This is a genomic window from Larkinella knui (assembly GCF_003858645.1).
GTDB classification, from domain to species: domain Bacteria; phylum Bacteroidota; class Bacteroidia; order Cytophagales; family Spirosomataceae; genus Larkinella; species Larkinella knui.
The window spans coordinates 1,492,511-1,514,974 of sequence record NZ_RQJP01000001.1 but is presented as its reverse complement, the minus strand read 5'-3'; the positions used below and the strand labels follow the sequence as shown (position 1 = coordinate 1,514,974).

Below are 22,464 nucleotides of genomic sequence, written 5' to 3'. Positions count from 1 at the left end.
CTGAAAACGAAAGTACACGCATTTCCGTATGAAAAAAAATCATTGCCTTTTCTTTTTACTCTGTTTGCCGGCTTTTGTAACCAGTGCATTTCCTTCGCTTAAAGTAGCGCCTACACCCGCTTCCGCGCCCACCCCTTCCATTACCTACCTCCTGTCGATGCCCGAACCACAAACGCATTATTTCGAAGTGGAGATGCGTTTGACGGGTATTGCATCCGGTTCCAAAGGAAATCCGACGGGCTATGTTGACGTTAAAATGCCGGTTTGGACACCGGGCTCGTACCTCATTCGCGAGTATGCTAAAAATGTGGAAGGCTTTCAGGCTGTGACCAATAACCAGCCCGTCCGCTCTGAGAAAATCCGAAAAAATACCTGGCGGGTCTATTCCGCTGCGGATCAGATTGTGATTCGTTATAAAGTATACGCGTATGAACTGAGCGTACGCACCAGTTTTATCGACGCGTCACACGGCTATCTGAACGGGGCCAGCCTCTTTCTCTATGTCGATCAGCTCCGGAATCAGCCCCACCGCGTACAGATTCAGCCGTATAAAGAATGGAAAAAGATTTCGACCGGTCTGACAGCTGTTCCCGGACAAGCCAATACGTTCGAAGCCGCCGATTATGATGTGCTGGTCGATAGTCCGATCGAAATTGGCAATCACCACACGATTTCGTTCACCGCTGCGGGAGTTCCCCATACGGTGGCGCTATACGGCGAAAAATTGTATGACGACGTCAGGCTGGCCGACGACATGAAACGGGTGTGCGAGCAAGCCTTCAAGGTTATCGGCGAACACCCGTGTAAAGACTATACCTTTATCATCCATCAAACGCCCGCGGGCGGTGGTGGTCTGGAACACGCCAATTCGACAACGCTCCAAGTTACCCGCAACGCTTTTCTGAACGGCCAGCTCTACCAGAATTTGCTGAGCCTGGTTGCCCACGAATATTTTCACCTCTGGAATGTCAAGCGAATTCGGCCGAAAGCCCTCGGCCCTTTCGATTACGAAAACGAGAACTACACGCACCTGCTGTGGGTTTCGGAGGGAATTACGACTTTTTACCAATCACTGATTCTGAAACGGTGCGGTTTTTTGACCTCCGAAGCCTATCTGCGGTCCTTCGCGGGAGAGATAACCGGTATTGAAAACTCACCCGGCAATGCGGTGCAGTCCGTGGCCGAATCGAGCCTGGATGCCTGGATTAAACTGTACCGTCCCAATGAGAATTCGGTCAACAGCACGGTTTCCTACTACAGCAAAGGCAGCGTTCTCGGCGGTTTGCTCAATCTGGTCATTGTATCGAATACCAACGGACAGAAAAATCTGGACGACCTCATGCGTCTCCTGTATGCTACGTATTACAAGAATTTGAAACGCGGTTTTACGGATGATGAATTCCAGCAGGCCGTTGAAACGATCGCGGGCCGTAAACTGGATGATTTTTTCCAGAAGTATGTTTTCGGCACCGCGAAAATTGACTACAACACGTTCCTGAATCCGGTGGGGCTCAAACTGGTGGATGCCAGCGCCAGCAAACAGGATGCGTATCTGGGCGCGATGACCAAATATGCCGATGGGAAGCTGACGGTTTCCGCCGTCCGGCGCGACTCTCCCGCCTGGACGTACGGCCTGAATGTAAACGATGAAATTATCTCGATCGATAACCTTCGGGCCGGGACCGATCTACAGAAAACGCTGGATGCGTATCCCCCGGATGCCACCCTTACCCTACTCGTCAACCGGAATGGCCAGCTGAAAACCCTAACCCTGAAATTGACCGGAAATCCACTGGCGGCTTACCGGATCGAACCGGTTTCCAATCCAGGTACGGAACAACGGACTCTCTACCGAAAATGGCTTTCGGTATCGGACAGTTAATTCAAAATTCGTTTCGCTGCCGGGCTTCCATAAAATCTTCGTGCATCTGACCAAACCGTTCGTTTACCTTTTGCATAAAAGGTTCGTCGAGCAATTGGATCACCTCATCGTCGGAGTTCACGTCCAGTTCGCTAATTTTGTACGTCTGTTCATAGAGCCCCGCTTCAATCTTGACGATGTATTTGTTGTTCCAGGCATATAAGCCCATTCGGAAAGCCGGATGCGAAATTTCTTTTATATACCGCATTGTATTGCCATTTAACAGTGTTAGGTTTCGTATTTATTGCCAATTTGATGAACTGATGACCCGCTCCATGCGACCTATTTCTATTTCGTATCCGGTATTTCTGACGCTTTGTTTCTTTTTTTTCGGGTGTTCAAACTCGGATCAGGATGAAGCCACCCTCTTTTTTCAACGGGGAAATCTGGTTTTTCAATCCGGCGAATACCGGCAAGCCATCAAGTTCTACAACGAAGCTATCGAAAAAAATCCTGATTTTGCCGATGCCTACAACAATCGCGGTCTGGCCAAGTACCGGATCGGCAATTTTCAGGCGGCTTTGGAGGATTACAACAAGGCCATCGAAAAAGACGCTGAGTTTTGGCAAGCGTACTTTAACCGGGCGGAAGTGCGCGCCGATTTGAACGATCTGACAGGAAGCAGCGAGGATCTGAACAAAATCCGGCCGGTTTACAGCGATTCGACCTACTTTTATGTTCGACTCGGCAATGTGCAGGTGAAACGGTCGAATTTCTCAGCCGCTCAGGCTGCTTTTGAAAAAGCGCTGACCTTAGATCCAAAAAATGCCGAAGCCCTGACCAATCGGGGTGTTTTGTATTTCAATCAGAAACAATACGATCTGGCCAAAGCCGACTTCCGGCAAGCTACCCAACTTGATCCCAGGCAGCATTTCGCCTTCAACAACCTGGGATTGATCCTCGGCCGGGAAAAGAAATATGCCGAAGCGTTACCGTTGATTGACAAGGCCTTAGCACTTCAACCGACCCAACCTTATTACCTCAATAACAAAGGCTATGTGTTATTACAATCCAATCGGCCTGACGATGCGTTGAAACTCATTCAGCAGTCCATCAAACTGGATGATCAAAATGGCTGGGCTCACCGCAATCTGGGCCTTTATTATTTGACCAAAAACCAACCTTCCCAGGCCATTACCGCCTTGAAAGACGCCGAACGGCTCGATCCGTCGGTCGAAAACATCTATACCTATCTGGGGCAGGCCTACCAGCAATCGGGTGATCTGACCCAAGCCTGCCAAACCTGGCAAACGGGCGTCCAGGCCGGTGATGAACTGGCAAAAGCGCTACAGACCCGGTTTTGCCGCTAAATTCCGCGAAATGTGTCCTGCACCAGCTGCTTATACCGCTGAAACTGTTCGGCGTTGACCCGCCGGTCGGTCTGGATTTCCAGCATTTTTGCGGAATCACCCGTTGTGAAGAAATCAGCCAGTGCGGTTTTTAATTCGCCGTAGGAGAAAACGTTGGTATAAACCAGGTTTGCATCTTTTGCGGTATTTTCGGCCGAAAGCGGTTGAGCCGTTTCAAAATACGCGTCCAATTCCGGTTGCCTGGACGGGCCGTCGATAATCCGGAAAATATTGCCGCCGTGATTATTGAGCACGATTATCCGCAGATTGGGAGGAACCAGCGAATTCCAGAGGGCATTCCGGTCATAAAAAAAAGCCACATCACCAATCAAAGCCGTCACCACCTTATCCGTCGTCAAAGCCGCCCCTACCGCCGTACTCAGGCAGCCATCGATACCGCTCGTACCACGATTGGCAAAAACCTCAACCTGCTGCTGTTCGGCCAGCCCAGAAAGATTCACGTACCGGACGGGCATACTATTGGCCACATGGAGCTGGCTCTCAACCGGTAGGGCATCTAAAATTCGCTGAATGACTGCCCACTCGTGAAAAACGGCATCGTCTTTCAGAAACTGGCTCACCAGTCGCGTGGCTTTCCGATCCAATGCCCGCCAGTTTTCCTGAAAATGATCATCGGAATCGTCATCGTCATTGCTGACAAACCGCTGGTAGTCGATATCCGAAAACAGTTTTTCAAAAAAAGCCGCCGGTTCATACGGGATCAACCGCGTTAACGATTGAAATGGATCGGCCAGGCGGTTGTGCGGTTGAATCTGCCAGTGCGAACGGGGCTGATGATTCCGTAAAAAGAGTTTAAACTGTTTCGACAGAAAAGATTGACCGCAGGTGATCAGCAAATCCGGAACCAGCTCTTTGTTCATCTCCTCGTCGGTTCCCCCCAGAAACACATCGAGCTGTGTCCCAAATTCGTCGTTTCGCGGCAAATTCGAAATCGCATCGCCCACCACCGGAATTCGCCACTCGTCACTCATTTTTTTGAGAATCGCCAGCAGAGCCGGGTCGTGCGGGCCCTGTCCAATGGCAATTAGTTTTCGTTCGGCGGTTTCCCACTCCTGCTGAATCTGATGCCAGGTTTCCGGTGCCAAAGCGGGTGCTGCCGTCACCTGTTCGATCACCCGGACCGGCCCATACTGAAAGGTTTCTTCACCAGTCGGATACAACGGCTCGCGCAGGGGAATGTTAATATGCACCGGCCCGCGTGGTTCAGTCCGCGCCAGATCGACGGCTTCGTTCGTCACCCGTTCGGCAAACCACCGGGCGTCGGCGTGAATAAAGTCGGCGGGCAGTTCAAACGAACGTTTGACGTGTTTTCCAAAAATTTCGGTCTGGTAAATGGTTTGTCCATCCTGCTGGTGTGTCCAGTCCTTCGGCCGGTCGGCCGTCAGAATCAACAGCGGTATTTCCTGGAAATACGCTTCGGCGACGGCGGGGGCCAGATTGTAAACTGCACTGCCCGAGGTACAAACCACAATGACGGGCTGGCGAAGTTGCTGGGCCATGCCCAGGGCAATGAATCCGGCGGACCGTTCATCGGCGACGGCGCGGGTGGTCATTTCCGGATGGCGCGCCAGCGCCAGCGTCAGGGGCGCACTGCGGGAGCCCGGCGAAATGATGGCTTGCCGCAGGCCCTTGCGAACACACAATTCGACGAGATTGAGTACGTGCTGATGAATAGCCACAAAAGTCGGAGGGTTTTAAACGCCGAAGTCGCAAAGAAAAACCGGGTCAGCAAATTACGCTGCATGCCCGACGTTTTCTTTACGACTTCGACGTTTAACTACGAATCGTTTATCCTAAATACGTTTTCAACGCTTTCGAGCGGGAGGTATGCCGCAGACGGCGGATGGCTTTTTCTTTAATCTGCCGAACGCGTTCCCGGGTGAGGTTAAATTTCTCCCCAATTTCTTCGAGCGTCATCGCATGTTCTCCATTCAGGCCAAAGTAGAGCGTAATCACGTCGGCTTCCCGTTGGGTCAGCGTCGACAGGGCGCGTTGTACTTCTTTCCGCAGGGAGTCGTTGATCAGACCCGAATCCGGTTTGTCTTCGCCGTCATTTTCCAGAACGTCGAGCAAACTGTTTTCTTCGCCCTGAACGAACGGCGCATCCATGGATACGTGACGACCGGAAATTTTCAGCGTATCGACGACCTCGGCGGCCGAAATCTCCAGCACGGCGGCCAATTCTTCCGGTGACGGTTCCCGTTCGAATTTCTGCTCCAGGTCGGAGAACGTCTTGGAAATCTTGTTCAGCGAACCGACCCGATTGAGCGGCAGACGAACAATCCGCGACTGTTCGGCCAGGGCCTGCAAAATCGACTGGCGAATCCACCAAACGGCATACGATATAAATTTAAACCCCCGGGTTTCGTCAAACCGCTGGGCGGCTTTGATCAAGCCCAGGTTTCCTTCGTTAATAAGGTCACCCAGCGATAAACCCTGGTTCTGGTACTGCTTTGCTACGGATACGACGAAACGCAGGTTGGCTTTGGTCAATCGTTCGAGCGACAACTGATCGCCTTCCCGGATTTTCTGTGCCAACTGTACTTCTTCGTCGGGCGTTAACAAGTCCACTTTACCAATCTCCTGCAAATATTTGTCAAGCGACTGGCTCTCGCGGTTGGTAATCTGTTTTGAAATCTTTAGCTGTCTCATGTACGGAATACTGCCTTCCGGCAGTCCGGTTTTATTACTACTTCATCGGGTGAACGCCTACGCGAGTCCAATTGGTAACGAAATCATGTACTGATTCTGTACACAAAAAATAACAAATCAGGCTGGATTTTTGTTCACGGGCCTGGGAAGTAGAATTTTCCGTGAGAGACGGTATTTTCCGGTTTTTTTGTCGACTTCGATCAACTTAACCCGTACCTCTTCACCCACTTCAAGGACCCCATCCATGGTTTCTAGACGATCCCACTTGATCTCGGAAATGTGCAACAATCCATCTTTGCCCGGCAGGAACTCGACGAAGGCACCAAATGGCATGATGGTCTTCACTTTTCCGTCATAAATCTCACCCACCTCGGGAACGGTCACAATCCCTCTGATCCGGGATACGGCTTTGTCCATCCCAACCTGATTGGTCGAGAAAATGTTGACATAGCCGGCGTTATCTTTTTCTTCGATCACAATCGTAGTGCCGGATTCTTTCTGAATTTCCTGCACGACCTTCCCGCCGGGTCCGATTACGGCGCCAATAAACTCGCGGTCGATCTTGATGGTAATGGCCCGGGGAGCGTGGGGTTTCAGTTCCGGACGGGGTGCCGAGAGCGACTTGTTCATTTCGCCCAGAATGTGCAGACGGCCAGCTTTGGCCTGTTGCAAGGCTTCGGTCAGCACTTCATACGACAAACCGTCCACTTTAATATCCATCTGGCAAGCCGTAATACCGGCTTCGGTACCCGTCACTTTGAAGTCCATGTCGCCCAGGTGGTCTTCATCGCCCAGGATGTCGGACAGAACGGCGTATTTGCCGGTGTTATCCGTAATCAATCCCATGGCAATACCGGCCACCGGTGCTTTTATTTTTACCCCGGCATCCATCAGCGCCAGCGTTCCGGCGCAAACCGTCGCCATCGAGGATGATCCATTGGATTCCAGAATATCGGAAACGATCCGGATGGTGTACGGATTGTCGGCTTCCGGCGGCAGCACTTTTTTCAATGCCCGGTGCGCCAGATTTCCGTGACCAATTTCCCGGCGACCCGCTCCGCGATTCGGTTTTACCTCACCCGTCGAAAAACCGGGAAAGTTATAATGAAGCAGGAATTTGGAATAGCCCTGAAGCATGGCCTGATCGACAATCTGCTCATCCATTTTCGTACCGAGCGTCACCGTCGTCAGGGATTGGGTTTCACCGCGGGTGAACACCGCCGAACCGTGAGCGGAAGGCAGGTAATCGACTTCGGTCGTAATCTGACGGATTTCGTCTAATTTCCGACCATCCAAACGATACCGCTCATCGAGCACCAACCGGCGGGAGGCTTCCCACTGCACATCGTGAAAATAGGTTTTCGCCAGCGACAGTTTGAAGGAATCCACGTCGCCATCCGGAAAGAGGACGTTTTTAAATTCGTCAAAAACCGCTTTGAAGGATTCGCTGCGAACCTTTTTATTTTTATTTGCCTGCAGGGCAACGGCGTATACTTTATCGTAACATTGCGCTTTCACGAGCTGACGGAGTTCTTCGTCGTGCGTCTCGTGACTGTATACGCGTTTTTCCTGTTTACCAACGGCGGCTTCCAGTTCTTTTTGAACGGCACACTGCAATTTGATGACTTCGTGAGCCACTTTGAGAGCCTCGACCACTTCATCTTCGGAACATTCGTTCATCTGGCCTTCCACCATACAAATGTCTTTGGCCGTTGCGGCCACGATCAGATCGAGCGTTGCCCGTTCCAGCTCAGACGTTTTGGGGTTAACCAGGTATTCGCCATCGATTTTAGCGACGCGCACTTCCGAAATCGGCCCATTGAACGGAATATCCGAAACCGCCAGAGCGGCCGAAGCGGCCAGGGCAGCCAGGGCATCCGGCAACACTTCGGCATCGGCCGAAATCAAGGTAATCATGACCTGGGTATCGGCGTGATAATCCTCCGGAAAAATCGGACGCAGCGCGCGGTCGACCAGGCGGCTGATCAGGACTTCGTGATCGCCCAACCGGCCTTCCCGGCGCTGGAAGCTACCCGGAATGCGTCCGGAAGCCGCGAATTTCTCCTGATAATCAACGGAAAGGGGCAGAAAATCGGCTCCTTCTTTTCCTTCTTTATTCGATACGACTGTTGCCAGCAACATGGTATCGCCCAAGCGAACAACTACCGCACCGTCGGCCTGGCGAGCCAGTTTACCGGTTTCGATAGTGATGGTACGTCCGTCAGGAAGGGTAATGGATTTTGTGATGATTTGTGACATACTTTATAGAATGATACACGACAGCCGCTTTATAAACCGATTGTTTCTACTGAAAGACCGCAACTAGACATACTTACTCGCAGACTGCACCGTCGGACGAACCGAACGTAAAAAAATCAAGAAAACAGCCTTAATTAAAAACGTAAACACAAAATCAGGGAACCTGTTTGGCGGGTTCCCTGATTGACTTGAAGAATTACTTCCGGAGGCCTAATTCGGCAATAATCGCCCGGTAGCGACCGATTTCTATTTTTTGCAGATAATTCAGCAACCGACGTCGCTTTCCTACCAGTTTCAGTAGGCCCAGGCGGGTGCCGTAATCATGTTTGTGCTTTTTCAGATGCTCTGTCAGGTGGTTAATCCGGAATGTGAACAGTGCAATCTGAGATTCAGCCGACCCAGAGTCATCCGCAGTTCTTTTGAACCCCTGAGCAGCAAAGATTTCTTGCTTTTTTTCGGTATTTAAATACATCGTCAGACAGCTAAAACTAATGAATAAATTGAATGAAACGCAAAAGTACGATTTTATTTAGTATAAGCTGAAAAACCAGGGCAGAATATTTCAGGCAATCTTGGTTTCGGTACGGGCGGCTCGCCTGCTGGCATACCGCTTTTTGATGCGTTCCCACCAGATTACATAGACATCCTTGTCAAAAAGTCGGGAATCATTCCGGGCTTGTTTCATCAGGTACAGACCCAGCGGCAACAAGGTCGCATTGGCCATCCAGGCCCCGGCCGGCACCCAGATCAACCCGTCTTTGGCGTATTTATCCCCGGTCAGGGTCAGCACGTACAGCAGAATAAAAAAGATGATAGACACCAAAACCGGCACGCCAAAACCGCCTTTTTTGATGATGGCCCCCAGTGGTGCGCCAATCAGGAACATGATGAAGCAGGAAATCGCCTGCGTAAACTTGTGGTGACTTTCCAGTTCGTAGCGGTAAACGGTTTTAGCCTTCTCTTTCAGGTAGGTCTGGTTCGATTCGGCGTAAGAAAGCATGTTTCGGGCCTGCGACAGGGCCATTTCCTGCACCTCGCCCTTGATACGGGCATCGGCGGGCCGGGCCAGCAGCGAATCGATCCATTTGCCCGGACGAACCACCACGGGTTGGGGAGTCGACGGATTGGTTACAATAACAGGCGGTGGTTGCTTGAACTGATACGTATAGTATTGCCGGGACGTGGCGGCCGTACCCGCCAGACTGGCTTTCAGTTCTTTTTTCAAGGAATCGGTCAGCGTCGAAAGTTCCTTGAGATTCTTCATGTACTCATGGTACTCGAATTGCTGCTCATCCGTCCGCTTCAGCCCATAGGAATCCAGGCTGATGCGTAATTTATAATGCTGAAACCCATTCCGTAAAAATTTGGCCAGCGGATTCTGAGGCCCGTTGCTGGCGTAGGAAACGCTGGAATTATCGGTGTATTCGGTATAATCGTTCCCGTTGTAGAGCTCAAAAACTAGGTATTGCTTGTCGGGGGTGGTAAACATCCGTCCTGAATCCGCCAGGATAATTTCCCGGTTTCCGGTTTCCATCCCGTTTTCCTGGTGTTTGTAAATTACCATTCCCCGCAGCGTTTCCCCGTCTTTTTTATCGGCTTTGATGCTGTAACCGGGCAGGTCATTGTAAAAAATCCCTTCCTTAATACTGAGCGTGGCTTTCGACGATTTGATATCCCACAACAAGCTGTAGCCTTTGAGGTTGGCCCAGGGCGCGACTTTGTTGTTGAACCAGAACGAAAAGAGGGCAATGCCGGTGGCCACGATCAACAACGGGCGCATGGCCCTCGTCAGGGAAATACCGGCGCTTTTCAAGGCCGTCAGTTCAAAAAATTCCCCGAGGTTTCCGTACGTCATCAGCGACGACAGCAGCACCGCCAACGGCAGCGCAATGGGAATGGTAATGAGGCTAAAATAGAAGAGAATTTTGGCAAAAACCCGTAATTCGATGTCTTTTGACACAAATTGATCGATGTAAAACATCATCAGACGCATCAAAAAAATAAAAACGACTACACAAAGCGTCAATACGAAGGGTCCCCAAAACGACTTTAGTACGAGCTTATCAATTTTTTTCATTGCAGACCTAACTCCCCACGATTTCTTTTAACTTATCGATTAAACTGTTCCAGAGTGATTTAAGTTCGTCCGCATCGGCGTTGGAGGAGTAATCGGTGATGCGTAAAAACGTGGATTGGGTCAGTTCACTGACATCCACCCGGAAGTCGATGTAATTATGCTCTTCACTGCTAGCTCCATTTCCGTTCAAAAACTCGAAACGAACGCTTTTATTCTGACGCATGGAAACCTGTTTGGCAAGGTGGCTTTCGTTATCCCAGTAAAAATCAAATTGGTGATCCGGTCGGACATTCACTTTCGCTGCGAACCATTGGGAGAGGCCGGAAGCCGTGCTGATATAGGGAAACAGGACCTTTGGAGATGCCCGAAGTTCATATTCCGCAATAAATTTATAGTTTTCCATATCAGTGATTTTAAAGAGGTAATGTGGCAAAGTTAGCAGAATTTTAACACGGTACTCAAAAAGGTGTATTGGAGTACTTGTTTTTTTTCTTACTTTTGTGGCACCAAATCTGGCGGGGTAGCTCAGTTGGTTAGAGCACAGGATTCATAACCCTGAGGTCACGAGTTCAACTCTCGTCCCCGCTACTGAAGGTTCCTGGTGAACCCCAAATGAAAAAACCGCCCGTAATCCGGCGGTTTTTTGCATGTATGCCGAACCCTCAATGCAGAATCTCATACACCAGTTGCTTCAGAATAGCGCCTTCGTTTAGGGAGGGCGCATCGATTCCCTTCGAAAACGCATCGGCCTGGCGGATGGAGTGAATAATACCGGCGACTTTCCATAAAGGATAGGCCCGGGCGGTTTGCAGGTAATCCTTCACAAAAAAGGTGTGCACGCCCAGTAACGACGATAACGTTTTTTCACTCTGATCACGGGATGCCTGCACCATCAATACTTTCGTAAAAAACTGATACAGAATAATAAGCATCGGCGGCAGCGGGTTATCTTTCGGGTTGCGGCTGAAATAGTCGGCAATCCGGTTGGCTTTCAGCACGTCGCGCAGCGTCAGTGCTTTTTGTAATTCAAAGACATTGTATTCCTTGCTGATCCCGACCAAACGTTCAACGGTCTCGGCGCTGATTTCTTCGCCCGCTTTCAGATTGATCATGATTTTGTCGATTTCACTGGCCAGCCGTTTCAGGTCGTTCCCAATATAATCGAACAGCATCTGAATGGCTTTCAGACTGATTTTCACGTTCTGCTGGCGGCAATACTCCCCGATCCAGTCCGGCACTTTGTTGTCGTAGAGCTTTTTCGAGTTCAGCAAAACGCCTTTTTGCGCAATGGCTTTGGCCAGCGCCTTCCGCTCGTCATATGGTCCGGTATGACACAAAACCAGAATCGTGGACGATAAGGGTGATTTGGCGTATTCCTCCAGCAGCGACTGACTCGCTTTTTCGTTCAACCCGCCCAGTTGCTGGGCTTCTTTGACGAGTACGAGCTGACGGTCGGCCATAAACGGATACCGGCGGGCCATGTTGATCACCGCGCCCACCTGCGTGTCCTTGCCAAATACCATGAACTGATTAAACCCCTTCTCGTGCTCGGGAACGGCTATTTTTTCAATTTCATCGGCAATCAGATCCACGAAATACGTTTCATCGCCGTGCAGTAAATACAAGGGGGCAAAATTTTTCTTTCGGACATCTTTCAGAATCTGGTCAATAGCCGGTGTCATAACGGTATACTATATACGTAATCATTTCTCAGTCAACTGCTCCTTAAACCGGTTGATCGTTTGCCAGAAAATCGAGGACATGCGTCTGTAATTCGGGAAAAAACCGGTTGAAATAGCCCTCAAAACTACCATAATTGTCTTTCAAATCCTCGACCGCCGTATCCAGATTGGAGGGAAAAGCCGTCCGCCGGGCCATTCCTTTCAAACTGCGGTCGATGCCTTCCAGCAAGCGGTAATTCGTCAGCCAATCCTGCTGAATCATGTATCCTGCCATACGCCGGGCAGCATCCGGCAACTGATTCTGCCGGTTTTGCAGAAACTTATAAAAATGGGTTACAAATTCCGTCAGGGGTTGATGCGCAATTTCCGAAAAATGGCTGGCCAGAAAGTGATCCAGAAATACATCGATGGCGGCACCTGCGTATTTATGGCAGCGCGGGCGAACCACAATCCGCATCTGTTCAACCAAAGGGTGGTGGTCCGTAAACTGATCAATCTGGCGGTGTAGCCGGATTCCGCGCTGGACCTCAGCCGCTAAACCGTGTTTCGGATGGGCGGGATTTCCTTTGATAAAATCCGCAATAAAATTGCCAATTAACAGGCCCTCGTCAGTACCGGATAGGTAAGCGTGTGCTAATATATTCATCGATCCGGGTGCCTACAGATGCGGGTCACCCTGCTGAATGACGGTTTCAAACCCTGCGGCAGGCTGATACTGGACGGTTTCGACGCCGAATTTGCGCAAAAACTCGACACCTTCATCCGTCGGAATGCCTTTATACTGGGCGTAGGAATGCAGAAAAACCACTTTTGCAATTTTCATGCTGAAGATAATCCGCGCACAGGCTATACAGGGCGAGAGGGTCACGTAAATCGTTGCCCCTTCGATGACAGCCCCGTTTTTGGCCGCGTATAAAATGGCATTTTGTTCGGCATGGAGCGCCAGCGAACAGCTTCCTTTCGAATCGCGCGGGCAACCCACGCCCGGAAATTCTTCGTCGCAATTGTGCGTTCCCGACGGCGGACCGTTGTAACCAATGGAGATGATCCTGGTTTCTTTAGTCAAAACCGCACCCACCTGAGCCTTAATACAATGAGACCGTTTGGAAAGATTGACGGCCAGTTCCATGAAAATATCGTCGAAGCGGGGTTTACTCATCGGGTTACGGGAAAGCGGATGCGGTATCAAATTAAACGAAAATACCGCATAATCCGCTTACTTCAGTCGGCGTTTTGCATTTCAAGCCGCAGTTTTTTGGAAACCAGCCAATCCGGTTTGTGCGTAATGACCTTGGCTTTCAATTCATTGAGCATCGAATACAAGCCAAAATAGGTCCGGTTGATATACAAACCGTGCTGCGATCCGCGGGCCACTTTCGAGTTTTTCAGTTCCTCCACCTGCGCTAACTCCTCGGCAAAGGCGTATACCGTATCGAAATAGGCATTATCGCCAAAATCGAAGGTTTGTTTCTCGAACGGTTTTCCCAGTAAAACGATCATTTTTTTGAACAGTTCAACAAAAAAAGCCTGTTCTTTCGGGGAATCTTCGGGAACGATAAACTCCAGATTGCGGAACGTTTGCAGCGTGGCTTCCTCGTCGTCGAGCATGTCGAAATTGATCAGGCGGAAGTAATTATCGTAAAAGAAATCCGAAATAACTTTCACACAGCCAAAGTCGATAACGCCCATGGTTCCGTCGGCGCGCATCAAAAAGTTACCGGGATGCGGGTCGGCATGAACCTGTTTGAGGTCGTGAATCTGGTAATTATAAAAATCCCACAACGCCTGCCCGATGCGGTTTCGGATTTCCTGTGACGGATTGGTTTTCAAAAAATCCTTCATGTGAAAACCGTCCAGCCAATCCATCGTCAAAATGCGTTTGCTCGATAGTTCCGGATAGTATTTCGGAAAAACCAGGTTCGGAATCGACGCACATTGCTCCGAAATATAGATCGAGCGTTTCAGTTCGAGTTCGTAGTCGGTTTCTTCCAGCAGTTTGGATTCCACCTCCCCCATATACCGGTTGATATCTTTTTCGTTCAGGTTCAACAAGCGGATGGCCAGCGGTTTGGCGATGCGCAAATCGGAACTGACGCTATCGGCCACCCCCGGGTATTGAACCTTGACGGCCAGTTTCTTCCCGTCTTTCCAGGCCTGGTGCACTTGCCCGATGGAGGCTGCGTTGACGGCTTCCATCTCGAAACGATCGTAAATCTGCTGGGGTGATTTCCCGAAATACGTACGGAACATCTTGACGACCAGCGGCCCGGACAAGGGTGGTGCCGAATACTGGGACATGGCAAACTGATCGACATATGCCCGGGGCAGAATATTCCGGTCCATACTCAGCATCTGCGCCATTTTCAGGGCACTGCCTTTCAATTCGCTGAGCGCATTGTAAATATCGGTGGCGTTGTCTTTATGCAGTTCTTCCCGCGTCAACTCCGGATCGAGCAGCTTTTTACCGTAATGTTTCAGGTAATTGCCACCGACTTTCACACCCGCTTTCACAAACTGGCTGGCCCGGGCAACTTTGGTGGTCGGGATATGATTTTGCGTCTTCATGCCTGGGATCGATGGGGTGTGCCTGCTGAATGAATGGACGTGTCAACCCATTCAGCAGGCAAACGCCCTTCTTTATTTGTTGTGGTAGATGAATTTGGCCAGATCGAACAAAGAATCCAGCGGAGAGCGGCCAATCAGATCGAAAGCCGTATTGACCGATTTTTCGATGGCCGTATCGGTTTTTTCAAAATTCTTGCTGACGTCATTCACCCAGAAATTGAGGATGAACAGGGTTTGGGTCCACAAACCATCGGCATAGCGGTCGGATAAAAACGGCCGGGGTTCCACTTCTTTGCTTTCCCGTCCTTCGGCCAGCAAATCGCGTACATAATCAAAATACAGCTCTTTAAATGGTTGCCAAACCCGGGAAGACTGATTTCCCATGCGCACCCGGGCCACGGGCGAAGGCCGGGAAGCGGTCTCCCGAATGCGGTTGAAGCTGAAAACCGCAAAGCTGCGCTGCGATTTCAACACTTCAATCCAGGTGTAGTAAAAAGCCAGCAGTTTTTCGCGAACGGAATACGTCTGATAAACCGGGTCGGCTTCAATGCTTTGGACGGCCTGCTTAAAGAAGGCCACCCAGATATCCGCTTCAATCGATTCGAACGAGGTATACTCCTGATAAAAATCGGCTTCGGAAATCTTCAGCTTCTTCGCAAATTGAAAAACACTCGGTGGTGGGGTTCCGTTTTCGAGCACATACTCTGTGTAGGCTTTACGGATTTTTTCCAGTTTTTCCATACTTCACGAACGCTGTGTTGAGCAAAAAAGTTTAGCTTTTCATGTTCACAAACTGCAAAGATATTTCGAGCTCAGACCGGCGCAAGAGGCCGATTACCGCCTGCAAATCATCGATTTTTTTGCTGGTCACCCGCACCTGATCGTCCATGGCCTGAGCCGTGAGTTTCGGAAAGTGTTCTTTGATCAGTTTCAGGATTTTTCGCTGCTGGTCTTTGTCCAGCCCCTGCCGGATTTTAAGCTCCCGGCGCAGGCGGTTGCCCGACTGATGCGGCTCGGCGGTAAAATCGAGACTCCGCCCATCGACGCCCTGCTTCACCATCCGGGTCAGCAAAATATCCTCCACCGACTTCAAGCTCATGTCATTGTCGGTGTCGACCTGAATTTTGAGATCTTTTTTATTGAGCTCAACACTGGTTTTGCTGTTTCGCAAATCGTACCGATTGGCTATCTCTTTGATAGCGACATTAATAGCATTATCCAGGGTCTGTAAATCTACTTTGCTGACGATATCAAAAGAAGCCATAGGAGTTTCGGTTTTTTAACGCATAAAAAATAAACGGACCGGAATGGTCTCCCGCAAAAGTAAAGTCATTTTCGTAACCCGGCAACCCCTGAACCGTCCCGGTGCTGCTGACAAGTCAGGCTGCAAACGCCCGGAAAGCTAAATCAAAGAAATCGAGTTTGTTTGTATAGGCAATACGGTTTACTTTTAACCCCTTAAAACCATACACTCACTCTGTTCTATGAAAATTATCCACCTCTTTGTGCTCGTTATTTTACTTTTTCCGGCCGTCTGTTATGGCCAATGTGCCCCGCCAACGCCCTCCTGTGCGGGTTGTGTTGCCCTGACAACCGGCAACCAAACCCTATCATCGGGTACCTACTGCATTACGGCGGCAGTCAGCAACCTCACCATTCAGGCAGGCGCGGTGGTTTGCCTCAGTGCGCCCGGCTCCATCTCCAATTCCAATTTGAGCGGAGGGGTATTGGTTTATAATTCCGGCACGCTTTCTAATTTTAACGCCAATTCAGGCGATCTGCGCATTCTGGGAACGCTTTCCAATCCGTCCAATACCAGTTTCAACGGAGCCCGTGTGATTGTAGAAAATGGTGGTGTCCTGACAATGAATTCACTGGACGTCAACTATGCTCTCGTTGTCAATGGCGGAACGGTCAACACGACGGGTTTATTCCGGATCAATGGCTCCGGGAGTGTCTGCATGGCAAACATGGGGCAGATCCATACCCAGTACTTCCAAAATAACAGCACCAATGGCACCACCGCTCTGTCCACCAAAGGCTGTATTTCGATTGCACAACCCCAGAACGGACAGACCAATTTGAATAACACCCTGACGAATTCATCCAATGTCCTGGTGTGTCTACCCGGTTCCTATACGCCTTCCAATTTGGGATCGGCCACGGTTACCACCAACTGTACGGATTGCGCTGCCGCTTTGCCCGTAGCCTATGCCTATTTTCGCGCCCAGCCTCAGCAGAATGGGGTGCGGCTGGAATGGCAAACCGCTAATGAGCTGAACCACAGCCACTTTATCGTTGAACGATCGAAAAACGCACTCGATTTTGTACCGATCAGCGGTCAGGTGGTCGACCCATTTGGCAGTCAGGAAGGCAAGAAAATATATCGTTATATCGATCATGAGGTGGCGCAGGGCACCTTCTATTACCGCCTGAAACAGGTCGACACGGATGGGCAATTCGCCTATTCAAAATTGCTGGCTGTCAGTCTGGGCGATCAAAGTCCGGTGGTTCGGTTAGTTCCCAATCCGATGGTCGATCAACTGAAAATCGGATTTGAAGCTGACGAAACGGGCATGGTGGATATCGAATTGTCCGACATCAGCGGCAAACAGTGGCTGACCCAGCGTAGTCTGAAAACCGAAAAAAGCCATCTTCAAACCCTCTCGGTTCAGCAGTTGCCGCGCGGCCTATATCTGGTTACGATTCGGCTGGGTAATCAGTATTTTATCCGCAAGGTGCTGAAATAATCGTTAAAACGTTGCTGTGTAAGCGCCCTGCTGGCGGACCGAATGACACTGAATTCCCAGGGTGCGGGCTTCAGCCAACAATCGGTCGGTCAGCGGGGTTTTGTTTGAATCGTCAAAAATAATATGCCGGGCAGCAACCCGGCCTTTCAGCTGGCTCCAGTTCTGCAGGGCATTTTTGCTAATGATGAGGTAATCAACGACGGCCGGCAATCGCCAGCGGAACGTTTTGGTGATTCGATTGACCAGGAGCACACTTTTCCCCTGCCAGTTCAGGAGCGTCACATCCCGGTTCTGGAACAGGGGCAACGAAGGATCGCTGCGGTCCGGCTGTACATACGCAATTTGATTGACGCCCAGACTATCCCAGGTATTCCGAACGTAAAATCTCACCTCCCGGCTGTTGTCAGACATGGGCTCTTTCGTTAGCAATCGGGCTGAATTTCCTTTTATAAAACTGATCGCCGACTGGTGGGGCACAAAATGCACCATAAATAACCGCTGTTGTTTCCGATGGATGGTGGCCCAGCCCACCGAGGTAGTCAGCAAAAAAGTGCTGATGACCAGCGCCCAGCCATACCGTTTTTCACGAAGGATGAACAGGGCAATAGCGGACAAAATGACCGCGTAGAGCAGCAGCAACTCCCCGCCGGTCACCGTGAGCGGTTTTACGATGGAGTGCGGCAATTGTTCGGTCAGCCTGATGGATTGATTAAGAAGCCACATCGACCCGAAAAGTAGTTTACCAACCACCATCCCAACATACGGAATCCAGCCGACAACGAGTAATCCCATCGCCAGGATTAAAACCAGGGAAGAAAGGGGAATCACGACGGGGTTGGCCAGCCAGAAATAAGTCGGAAACTGGTGAAAATAAAAGACACCGAGCGGAAAGGTAACCAACTGAGCCACCAGCGAAACCGCCGTTATTTTCCATAGCCAGTCGGCCCACCAAAACCGGAACGTAAGGCTTTGGTAAAGGCTCCGATGCCACAGAATCAAACCGCCAACGGCAACATAGGAAAGCTGAAAACCGGCTGTTGTCAGGGCGTAGGGATCTGCCAGCAGAATCAGGAAAGCGGAAGCAGCCAGCGTATTCAGCGGGTTGTTCACGCGGCCGATGGTTTGGCCCACGAGCAGCAACGTAAACATAAACGCCGAGCGCAATACCGGTGCTGAAAAACCCGTCATCAGGGCATAAAACCAGAGCAATCCCAGCATGATGGCGGCAAAGACAAACTTCCCGGCTTTTCTTCGTTTCAAAAAAGCCAGAAGAAAGCTGAGTACGGCAAACAGCACCCCGACATGCAGTCCCGAAACCGACAGAATATGAACCGCCCCGGCGGCTGAATAAGCCTGCTGCAAGTCGGTATCGATGCCGTCGCGAACGCCCAGAATCATCGCTTTCACGATGGCAAACTCCGGCCCGTTGCCCAAATGACTGGTAAAAACGCTATCGGCCCAGTTGTTAACGCCATACGCCAGGGCGGTCAGGCGGCTGGCGGGCTGGTAGCCCATCACCACCCGATCGGTGGGGCGTAAATACTGCTGATGATAAATTCCCCGGTTTGCTAAATGCCGTTTGTAGTTAAACTCGCCGGGATTCAGGGGTGGATCAATGGTTCGGGGCGCGCCCCGAACCAGCCAGACGTCGCCATACTGCGGTTTTTTCGCAACGGTTTTATCAAGGTAGATAATCAACCGTCCGCTGGCGGGCTGCCACGACCGACCCGTCAAAACCGTCCGCACATCCAGTTCCAGGCGAAATGTCTTGGTGCGGTTTTCGGCTTGCGACCCCACTACGGCCTGATAGGCTCGTATAGGTGCTTGCACACGCAACATATGAATAGGGTTATTTCGGGCCGTATGACTGGCGGTGATTAACCAGCCAAAACAAATCAGGATCCCCCACCCCGCGATGCCTTTGAACACGGAACTCAGGGCCGGTTTTACGAGAAAAACCGCCATTAAACCGGACAGGCTGATTAGCAATGCGCCGATCAGGATTCGGGAAGCATCCGGAAAAAATAGATAAGCGGTAATTCCGGTCATCAGCGCCAGCACGTAGCGGACGAACGGAAAAGCGCTCCAGCGTAGCATCAGGCCGGAAAGGAAGAAGCGGGCAAAACCATCTTGTAATGCTGAATACCGCATTCTTCGAACTGGGGGCCGACGGCTTTGAATCCGAAGCGGGCATACAAAGGCATGGCCGTAAGCTGGGCGTTCAAATAAACCGATTCGATGGGCTCCGGCTGCTGGCTGAACACATCGTCCAGCACCGCTTTCACCAGCGCCTGACCAACGCCTTTTCCACGATACGGTGCCAGAACGGCAAACCGTTCCAGTTTGACACCATAGGAAGTGGTGCGCCAGCGGGCGGTTCCGCAGGGTGTTCCGTTGTAGGTAGCCAGGAAATGGTGGCTCATTTTTTCAAATTCATCGTATTCATCCTCCGCCCGAACGTGTTGTTCTTTGACGAACACCGCTTCACGGATGGCAAAAACTTGCTGCATTTCAGCCGGACGGATAACCTGAATCACTTCAATCATACGGCAGGATAGTTTTTCGGTATACCGAACCTGTTTAACGAATCAGCAACCGGCGGGAAGCGGTCTCTTTATCAGTATGCACTTTTACAAAATAAACACCCCGGGCGAAGGTGTCCAGGGGAATGCTGATGGACGAACTGGGATAATCGGTAAAGTTCTGGGTCCGGATTACCCGTCCGGATAAATCGGTAATGTCAACCTGAAACGACTGAAAGCCGGTAAACAAAACTTCCAGGGTCGATTGCCGCTGTGCCGGATTCGGAAAAACATTGACCGTCAGCGATTCCGTCTGCGGAAGCGGATCCGACGAGCGGACTACGCGCTGCCGCCGGGGACTGGCTTCAATCACCGCCCGCATGCGAGCCCGCTGATCCTGCGTAAATAAATTCATGCAGGCATCGGGGGTGTAATCGAGGTAATTTTCAATCTGATTCCGGGTTCGGGTTCCGTTACAGGTCGAAAACCGCTCGGTACAGGCCGTGGTCTGATTGGCACTTTCGGTCGGTGGCGTATCGTTGCAGTAATCATCTCCGCAAACGGCATCGCCCCAGATATGAATCAACCCCAGCCAGTGCCCCACTTCGTGCGTCGTCGTACGGCCATATTTATAGGTAGCACTGGTTACCGCCCCCAGCTCACTGCCAAAATACCGGTAATCGATAATGACGCCATCCGTCAGTTCGTTTTCCAGCGGTAACAAACCCGGAATGCCTTCGGCTTCGGGAAACTGGGCGTAGCCTAAATAATCGCTTCGAAGCGTGGTTACCCAGATATTCAGGTATTGATCGCTCGGCCAGTAGGCGATTTGAGACAGCAGACGATCGTCGCCACTGGACTTATCGTAGACGTTGTAATTCGTTTTCTGGTTGTAATTCCGGGTAATGCCGTTGGTTTGTTTTCCATCGGGATCCGTCCGGGCCAGAAAAAATTCAATACCGGTATCCGCGCCGATGGGGTTGGAATTGAACCCCCGGGTATTGGCCATCCGGCGATAATCTTCGTTTAACACCCGGATTTGGGAGGCAATCTGCTCGTCCGAAATATTGGGATTATTAGCTCCGCCGACAAAACCGGATGAATTATTATGCACGACATGCACCACCACCGGGATCCGGTAAACCACTTCCCCAATGCGCGAATGGCCCGGCTCACTGTTTTTTTGCCGAATCAGTTGCTCGACCTGTTCGTTGAGCTTTTGGCGTTTGGCAAGCCGTTGCGGATCACGTTGTTGCAGGATCTGCTCCCGACCATCGATTCCGCAGCGTTGCGGAGACACGGGAGTTTGCGCCCCTGTCTCCGCCCAGCCGAAACCGAGTAAAATACTGAATACCGCCACTAAGTACTTATTTTTCAGCCCGTTCATACGCGGTGATAATTTCTTTAACCAGCCGGTGACGAACCACATCACTGCCATCCAGTTCCACAAAGCCAATTCCTTTGATATCCTTCAACAGTTCAACGGCTTCGGTCAGTCCGGAGCGCTGATTTTTGGGTAAGTCAATCTGGGATCGGTCACCCGTAATGATGGCTTTGGAACTGGGGCCCATCCGTGTCAAAAACATTTTCATCTGCATCGGGGTCGTGTTTTGGGCTTCATCCAGCAGAATGAACGCATGGTTGAGGGTTCGCCCGCGCATGTAGGCCAGCGGAGCAATCTCAATCGTACGGCTTTCGATGTATAATTTAAGCTTTTCGGCCGGAATCATGTCATCCAGTGCGTCGTAGATCGGCCGAAGATAGGGGTCAATTTTTTCTTTCAAATCGCCGGGCAGAAAGCCTAAATTTTCACCGGCTTCCACCGCCGGGCGGGTAATGATGATCTTTCTAACCTCTTTGTTTTTCAGCGCCCGAACCGCAATCGCCACGGCGGTATAGGTTTTACCGGTTCCGGCCGGACCTACGGCAAAGACCAGATCATATTTTTCGGAAACATCCACCAACCGTTGCTGATTGGCGGTTTTTGCCCGAACGATAACGCCTTTGGTACCGTAGACCAGCACATTATCGTCGTTTTGTAAAACCGCTGCCGGTTCGCGTTCGTTGTTTTTGAGGAAGCTGCGAACGTTCTCGTGGGTCAGTTTGCCGTATTTCTGGTAATGCTCGATCAGAGAGTCCAGAATATCAGTGATTCGGGAAATTTCCGGGGTTGTGCCTTTGATGCGGATTTCGTTCCCGCGGGAAATAATCTTGCTCATCGGAAAGGCGGCTGCTACCTCTTTGATGTTGTTGTTTTCAACTCCCAGGAAGTCGATGAGCGATACGTTGTCAAGGGTGATTACTTTTTCTACCAAATCTCCGTTCATATTTTCAGGGTGACCATACTTATTTTTCCTTCTAAATTTAGAGGATCGTACGTAGTAAACAACAAAAATAGTTAATTATTATCTCCCGATCCTTCCAAATTTGTGCAAAGATTTGATGATTAATCAGTTGCGCAATCCCCCGCCCAATCCGAAATTCTATCGGTAAACAAGGGTATAAAACCGGGATAAACCGTAAGCTAAATACAGAAAACATTTTTTCTTTTTTTTCAACCGGTCCACGCCGGAATATGTACTTTAGAGCCAAGAACTTAGTGCCGGAGTAGCTTTCAATCAACCGCTGGCAATCCGTCCGGCGGCTTTTCATTGTACCATCGATTG

General features: G+C 50.6%; 20 protein-coding genes and 1 tRNA gene. 4 read left to right on the top strand and 17 right to left on the bottom strand.

From position 1 onward, the window contains the following. Positions 1-28: 28 nt before the first annotated feature. The gene (locus EHT87_RS06220) at positions 29-1,882 is read left to right on the top strand and encodes a M61 family metallopeptidase (protein WP_124904896.1); all 1,854 of its coding nucleotides are present in this window, start codon (positions 29-31) and stop codon (positions 1,880-1,882) included. A 1-nt stretch (position 1,883) separates the two neighbouring features. Here the strand turns inward: EHT87_RS06220 and EHT87_RS06215 are convergent, their stop codons facing one another. Then, complete coding sequence (locus EHT87_RS06215) at positions 1,884-2,129, bottom strand: hypothetical protein (RefSeq protein WP_124904894.1); 246 nt, start codon at positions 2,127-2,129, stop codon at positions 1,884-1,886. Positions 2,130-2,196: 67 nt separating this feature from the next. Here EHT87_RS06215 and EHT87_RS06210 point away from each other — a divergent pair, with 67 nt between their 5' ends. Continuing rightward, the gene (locus tag EHT87_RS06210; protein ID WP_124904892.1) at positions 2,197-3,231 is read left to right on the top strand and encodes a tetratricopeptide repeat protein; all 1,035 of its coding nucleotides are present in this window, start codon (positions 2,197-2,199) and stop codon (positions 3,229-3,231) included. Here the strand turns inward: EHT87_RS06210 and menD are convergent. The 6 genes from menD to EHT87_RS06180 form a co-directional block, all read right to left on the bottom strand. Beyond that, positions 3,228-4,970, bottom strand: coding sequence for a 2-succinyl-5-enolpyruvyl-6-hydroxy-3-cyclohexene-1-carboxylic-acid synthase (gene menD / locus EHT87_RS06205; RefSeq protein ID WP_124904890.1), 1,743 nt, complete (start codon positions 4,968-4,970; stop codon positions 3,228-3,230). The two genes, EHT87_RS06210 and menD, sit on opposite strands and share 4 nt — an antisense overlap. A 109-nt stretch (positions 4,971-5,079) precedes the next feature. Beyond that, on the bottom strand, positions 5,080-5,943 hold the full coding sequence (locus tag EHT87_RS06200) for a sigma-70 family RNA polymerase sigma factor (protein ID WP_038118528.1): 864 nt from the start codon (positions 5,941-5,943) through the stop codon (positions 5,080-5,082). A 117-nt stretch (positions 5,944-6,060) separates the two neighbouring features. After that, on the bottom strand, positions 6,061-8,202 hold the full coding sequence (gene pnp, locus EHT87_RS06195) for a polyribonucleotide nucleotidyltransferase (protein ID WP_124904888.1): 2,142 nt from the start codon (positions 8,200-8,202) through the stop codon (positions 6,061-6,063). A gap of 196 nt (positions 8,203-8,398) precedes the next feature. Then, positions 8,399-8,674: a 30S ribosomal protein S15 gene (gene rpsO / locus EHT87_RS06190; RefSeq protein WP_124904886.1), complete on the bottom strand. Its 276-nt coding sequence runs from the start codon at positions 8,672-8,674 to the stop codon at positions 8,399-8,401. Between the two features lie 90 nt (positions 8,675-8,764). Beyond that, positions 8,765-10,279 carry an LptF/LptG family permease gene (locus tag EHT87_RS06185; protein WP_124904884.1) on the bottom strand — a complete coding sequence of 505 codons (1,515 nt, stop codon included), beginning with the start codon at positions 10,277-10,279 and terminating at the stop codon, positions 8,765-8,767. 7 nt (positions 10,280-10,286) lie between these two features. After that, positions 10,287-10,682 carry an START-like domain-containing protein gene (locus tag EHT87_RS06180; protein WP_124904882.1) on the bottom strand — a complete coding sequence of 132 codons (396 nt, stop codon included), beginning with the start codon at positions 10,680-10,682 and terminating at the stop codon, positions 10,287-10,289. A gap of 111 nt (positions 10,683-10,793) precedes the next feature. Here EHT87_RS06180 and EHT87_RS06175 point away from each other — a divergent pair. Next, positions 10,794-10,867, top strand: a tRNA-Met gene (locus EHT87_RS06175). A 74-nt stretch (positions 10,868-10,941) separates the two neighbouring features. Here EHT87_RS06175 and holA read toward each other — a convergent pair. The 6 genes from holA to EHT87_RS06145 form a co-directional block, all read right to left on the bottom strand. After that, complete coding sequence (gene holA / locus EHT87_RS06170; RefSeq protein ID WP_124904880.1) at positions 10,942-11,961, bottom strand: DNA polymerase III subunit delta; 1,020 nt, start codon at positions 11,959-11,961, stop codon at positions 10,942-10,944. A 43-nt stretch (positions 11,962-12,004) separates the two neighbouring features. Beyond that, complete coding sequence (locus tag EHT87_RS06165) at positions 12,005-12,607, bottom strand: acyl carrier protein phosphodiesterase (protein WP_124904878.1); 603 nt, start codon at positions 12,605-12,607, stop codon at positions 12,005-12,007. Positions 12,608-12,619: 12 nt separating this feature from the next. Beyond that, positions 12,620-13,120, bottom strand: coding sequence for a deoxycytidylate deaminase (locus EHT87_RS06160; RefSeq protein ID WP_124904876.1), 501 nt, complete (start codon positions 13,118-13,120; stop codon positions 12,620-12,622). A gap of 62 nt (positions 13,121-13,182) precedes the next feature. Continuing rightward, entirely contained in the window at positions 13,183-14,526 is a 1,344-nt protein-coding gene (locus tag EHT87_RS06155; protein ID WP_124904874.1) for an ABC1 kinase family protein, read from the bottom strand. A gap of 72 nt (positions 14,527-14,598) precedes the next feature. Continuing rightward, on the bottom strand, positions 14,599-15,267 hold the full coding sequence (locus EHT87_RS06150; protein ID WP_124904872.1) for a TetR family transcriptional regulator C-terminal domain-containing protein: 669 nt from the start codon (positions 15,265-15,267) through the stop codon (positions 14,599-14,601). Between the two features lie 31 nt (positions 15,268-15,298). Further along, positions 15,299-15,790: a YajQ family cyclic di-GMP-binding protein gene (locus EHT87_RS06145; RefSeq protein ID WP_124904870.1), complete on the bottom strand. Its 492-nt coding sequence runs from the start codon at positions 15,788-15,790 to the stop codon at positions 15,299-15,301. A gap of 220 nt (positions 15,791-16,010) precedes the next feature. Here EHT87_RS06145 and EHT87_RS06140 point away from each other — a divergent pair, with 220 nt between their 5' ends. Beyond that, positions 16,011-17,276, top strand: coding sequence for a T9SS type A sorting domain-containing protein (locus EHT87_RS06140; RefSeq protein ID WP_124904868.1), 1,266 nt, complete (start codon positions 16,011-16,013; stop codon positions 17,274-17,276). A gap of 3 nt (positions 17,277-17,279) precedes the next feature. On the opposite strand, the gene EHT87_RS06135 is transcribed toward EHT87_RS06140, so the two are convergent. Genes EHT87_RS06135 through EHT87_RS06120 form a run of 4 tightly spaced genes read right to left on the bottom strand, consistent with a single transcriptional unit; the run spans position 17,280 to position 22,113 of the window. Then, the gene (locus tag EHT87_RS06135) at positions 17,280-19,373 is read right to left on the bottom strand and encodes a ComEC/Rec2 family competence protein (protein ID WP_124904866.1); all 2,094 of its coding nucleotides are present in this window, start codon (positions 19,371-19,373) and stop codon (positions 17,280-17,282) included. Then, a complete protein-coding gene (locus EHT87_RS06130) occupies positions 19,373-19,822 on the bottom strand; it encodes a GNAT family N-acetyltransferase (protein WP_124904864.1) in 450 nt (149 codons plus the stop codon). Before EHT87_RS06130 ends, EHT87_RS06135 begins: the two co-directional genes overlap by 1 nt. A 34-nt stretch (positions 19,823-19,856) precedes the next feature. Next, positions 19,857-21,185 (bottom strand): M43 family zinc metalloprotease, encoded by a 1,329-nt coding sequence (locus EHT87_RS06125; protein WP_229320867.1) that lies wholly within the window; start codon positions 21,183-21,185, stop codon positions 19,857-19,859. Further along, complete coding sequence (locus tag EHT87_RS06120) at positions 21,166-22,113, bottom strand: PhoH family protein (RefSeq protein WP_124906053.1); 948 nt, start codon at positions 22,111-22,113, stop codon at positions 21,166-21,168. The genes EHT87_RS06125 and EHT87_RS06120 overlap by 20 nt, the downstream gene beginning before the upstream one ends. Positions 22,114-22,464 lie beyond the last annotated feature (351 nt).

Coding starts and splice junctions, on each gene's coding strand:
- EHT87_RS06220 (WP_124904896.1), top strand. CDS start 29: ATGAAAAAAAATCATTGCCTTTTCTTTTTACTCTGTTTGCCGGCTTTT.
- EHT87_RS06215 (WP_124904894.1), bottom strand. CDS start 2,129: ATGCGGTATATAAAAGAAATTTCGCATCCGGCTTTCCGAATGGGCTTA.
- EHT87_RS06210 (WP_124904892.1), top strand. CDS start 2,197: ATGCGACCTATTTCTATTTCGTATCCGGTATTTCTGACGCTTTGTTTC.
- EHT87_RS06200 (WP_038118528.1), bottom strand. CDS start 5,943: ATGAGACAGCTAAAGATTTCAAAACAGATTACCAACCGCGAGAGCCAG.
- pnp (WP_124904888.1), bottom strand. CDS start 8,202: ATGTCACAAATCATCACAAAATCCATTACCCTTCCTGACGGACGTACC.
- rpsO (WP_124904886.1), bottom strand. CDS start 8,674: ATGTATTTAAATACCGAAAAAAAGCAAGAAATCTTTGCTGCTCAGGGG.
- EHT87_RS06185 (WP_124904884.1), bottom strand. CDS start 10,279: ATGAAAAAAATTGATAAGCTCGTACTAAAGTCGTTTTGGGGACCCTTC.
- EHT87_RS06180 (WP_124904882.1), bottom strand. CDS start 10,682: ATGGAAAACTATAAATTTATTGCGGAATATGAACTTCGGGCATCTCCA.
- holA (WP_124904880.1), bottom strand. CDS start 11,961: ATGACACCGGCTATTGACCAGATTCTGAAAGATGTCCGAAAGAAAAAT.
- EHT87_RS06165 (WP_124904878.1), bottom strand. CDS start 12,607: ATGAATATATTAGCACACGCTTACCTATCCGGTACTGACGAGGGCCTG.
- EHT87_RS06160 (WP_124904876.1), bottom strand. CDS start 13,120: ATGAGTAAACCCCGCTTCGACGATATTTTCATGGAACTGGCCGTCAAT.
- EHT87_RS06155 (WP_124904874.1), bottom strand. CDS start 14,526: ATGAAGACGCAAAATCATATCCCGACCACCAAAGTTGCCCGGGCCAGC.
- EHT87_RS06150 (WP_124904872.1), bottom strand. CDS start 15,267: ATGGAAAAACTGGAAAAAATCCGTAAAGCCTACACAGAGTATGTGCTC.
- EHT87_RS06145 (WP_124904870.1), bottom strand. CDS start 15,790: ATGGCTTCTTTTGATATCGTCAGCAAAGTAGATTTACAGACCCTGGAT.
- EHT87_RS06140 (WP_124904868.1), top strand. CDS start 16,011: ATGAAAATTATCCACCTCTTTGTGCTCGTTATTTTACTTTTTCCGGCC.
- EHT87_RS06135 (WP_124904866.1), bottom strand. CDS start 19,373: ATGCTACGCTGGAGCGCTTTTCCGTTCGTCCGCTACGTGCTGGCGCTG.
- EHT87_RS06130 (WP_124904864.1), bottom strand. CDS start 19,822: ATGATTGAAGTGATTCAGGTTATCCGTCCGGCTGAAATGCAGCAAGTT.
- EHT87_RS06125 (WP_229320867.1), bottom strand. CDS start 21,185: ATGAACGGGCTGAAAAATAAGTACTTAGTGGCGGTATTCAGTATTTTA.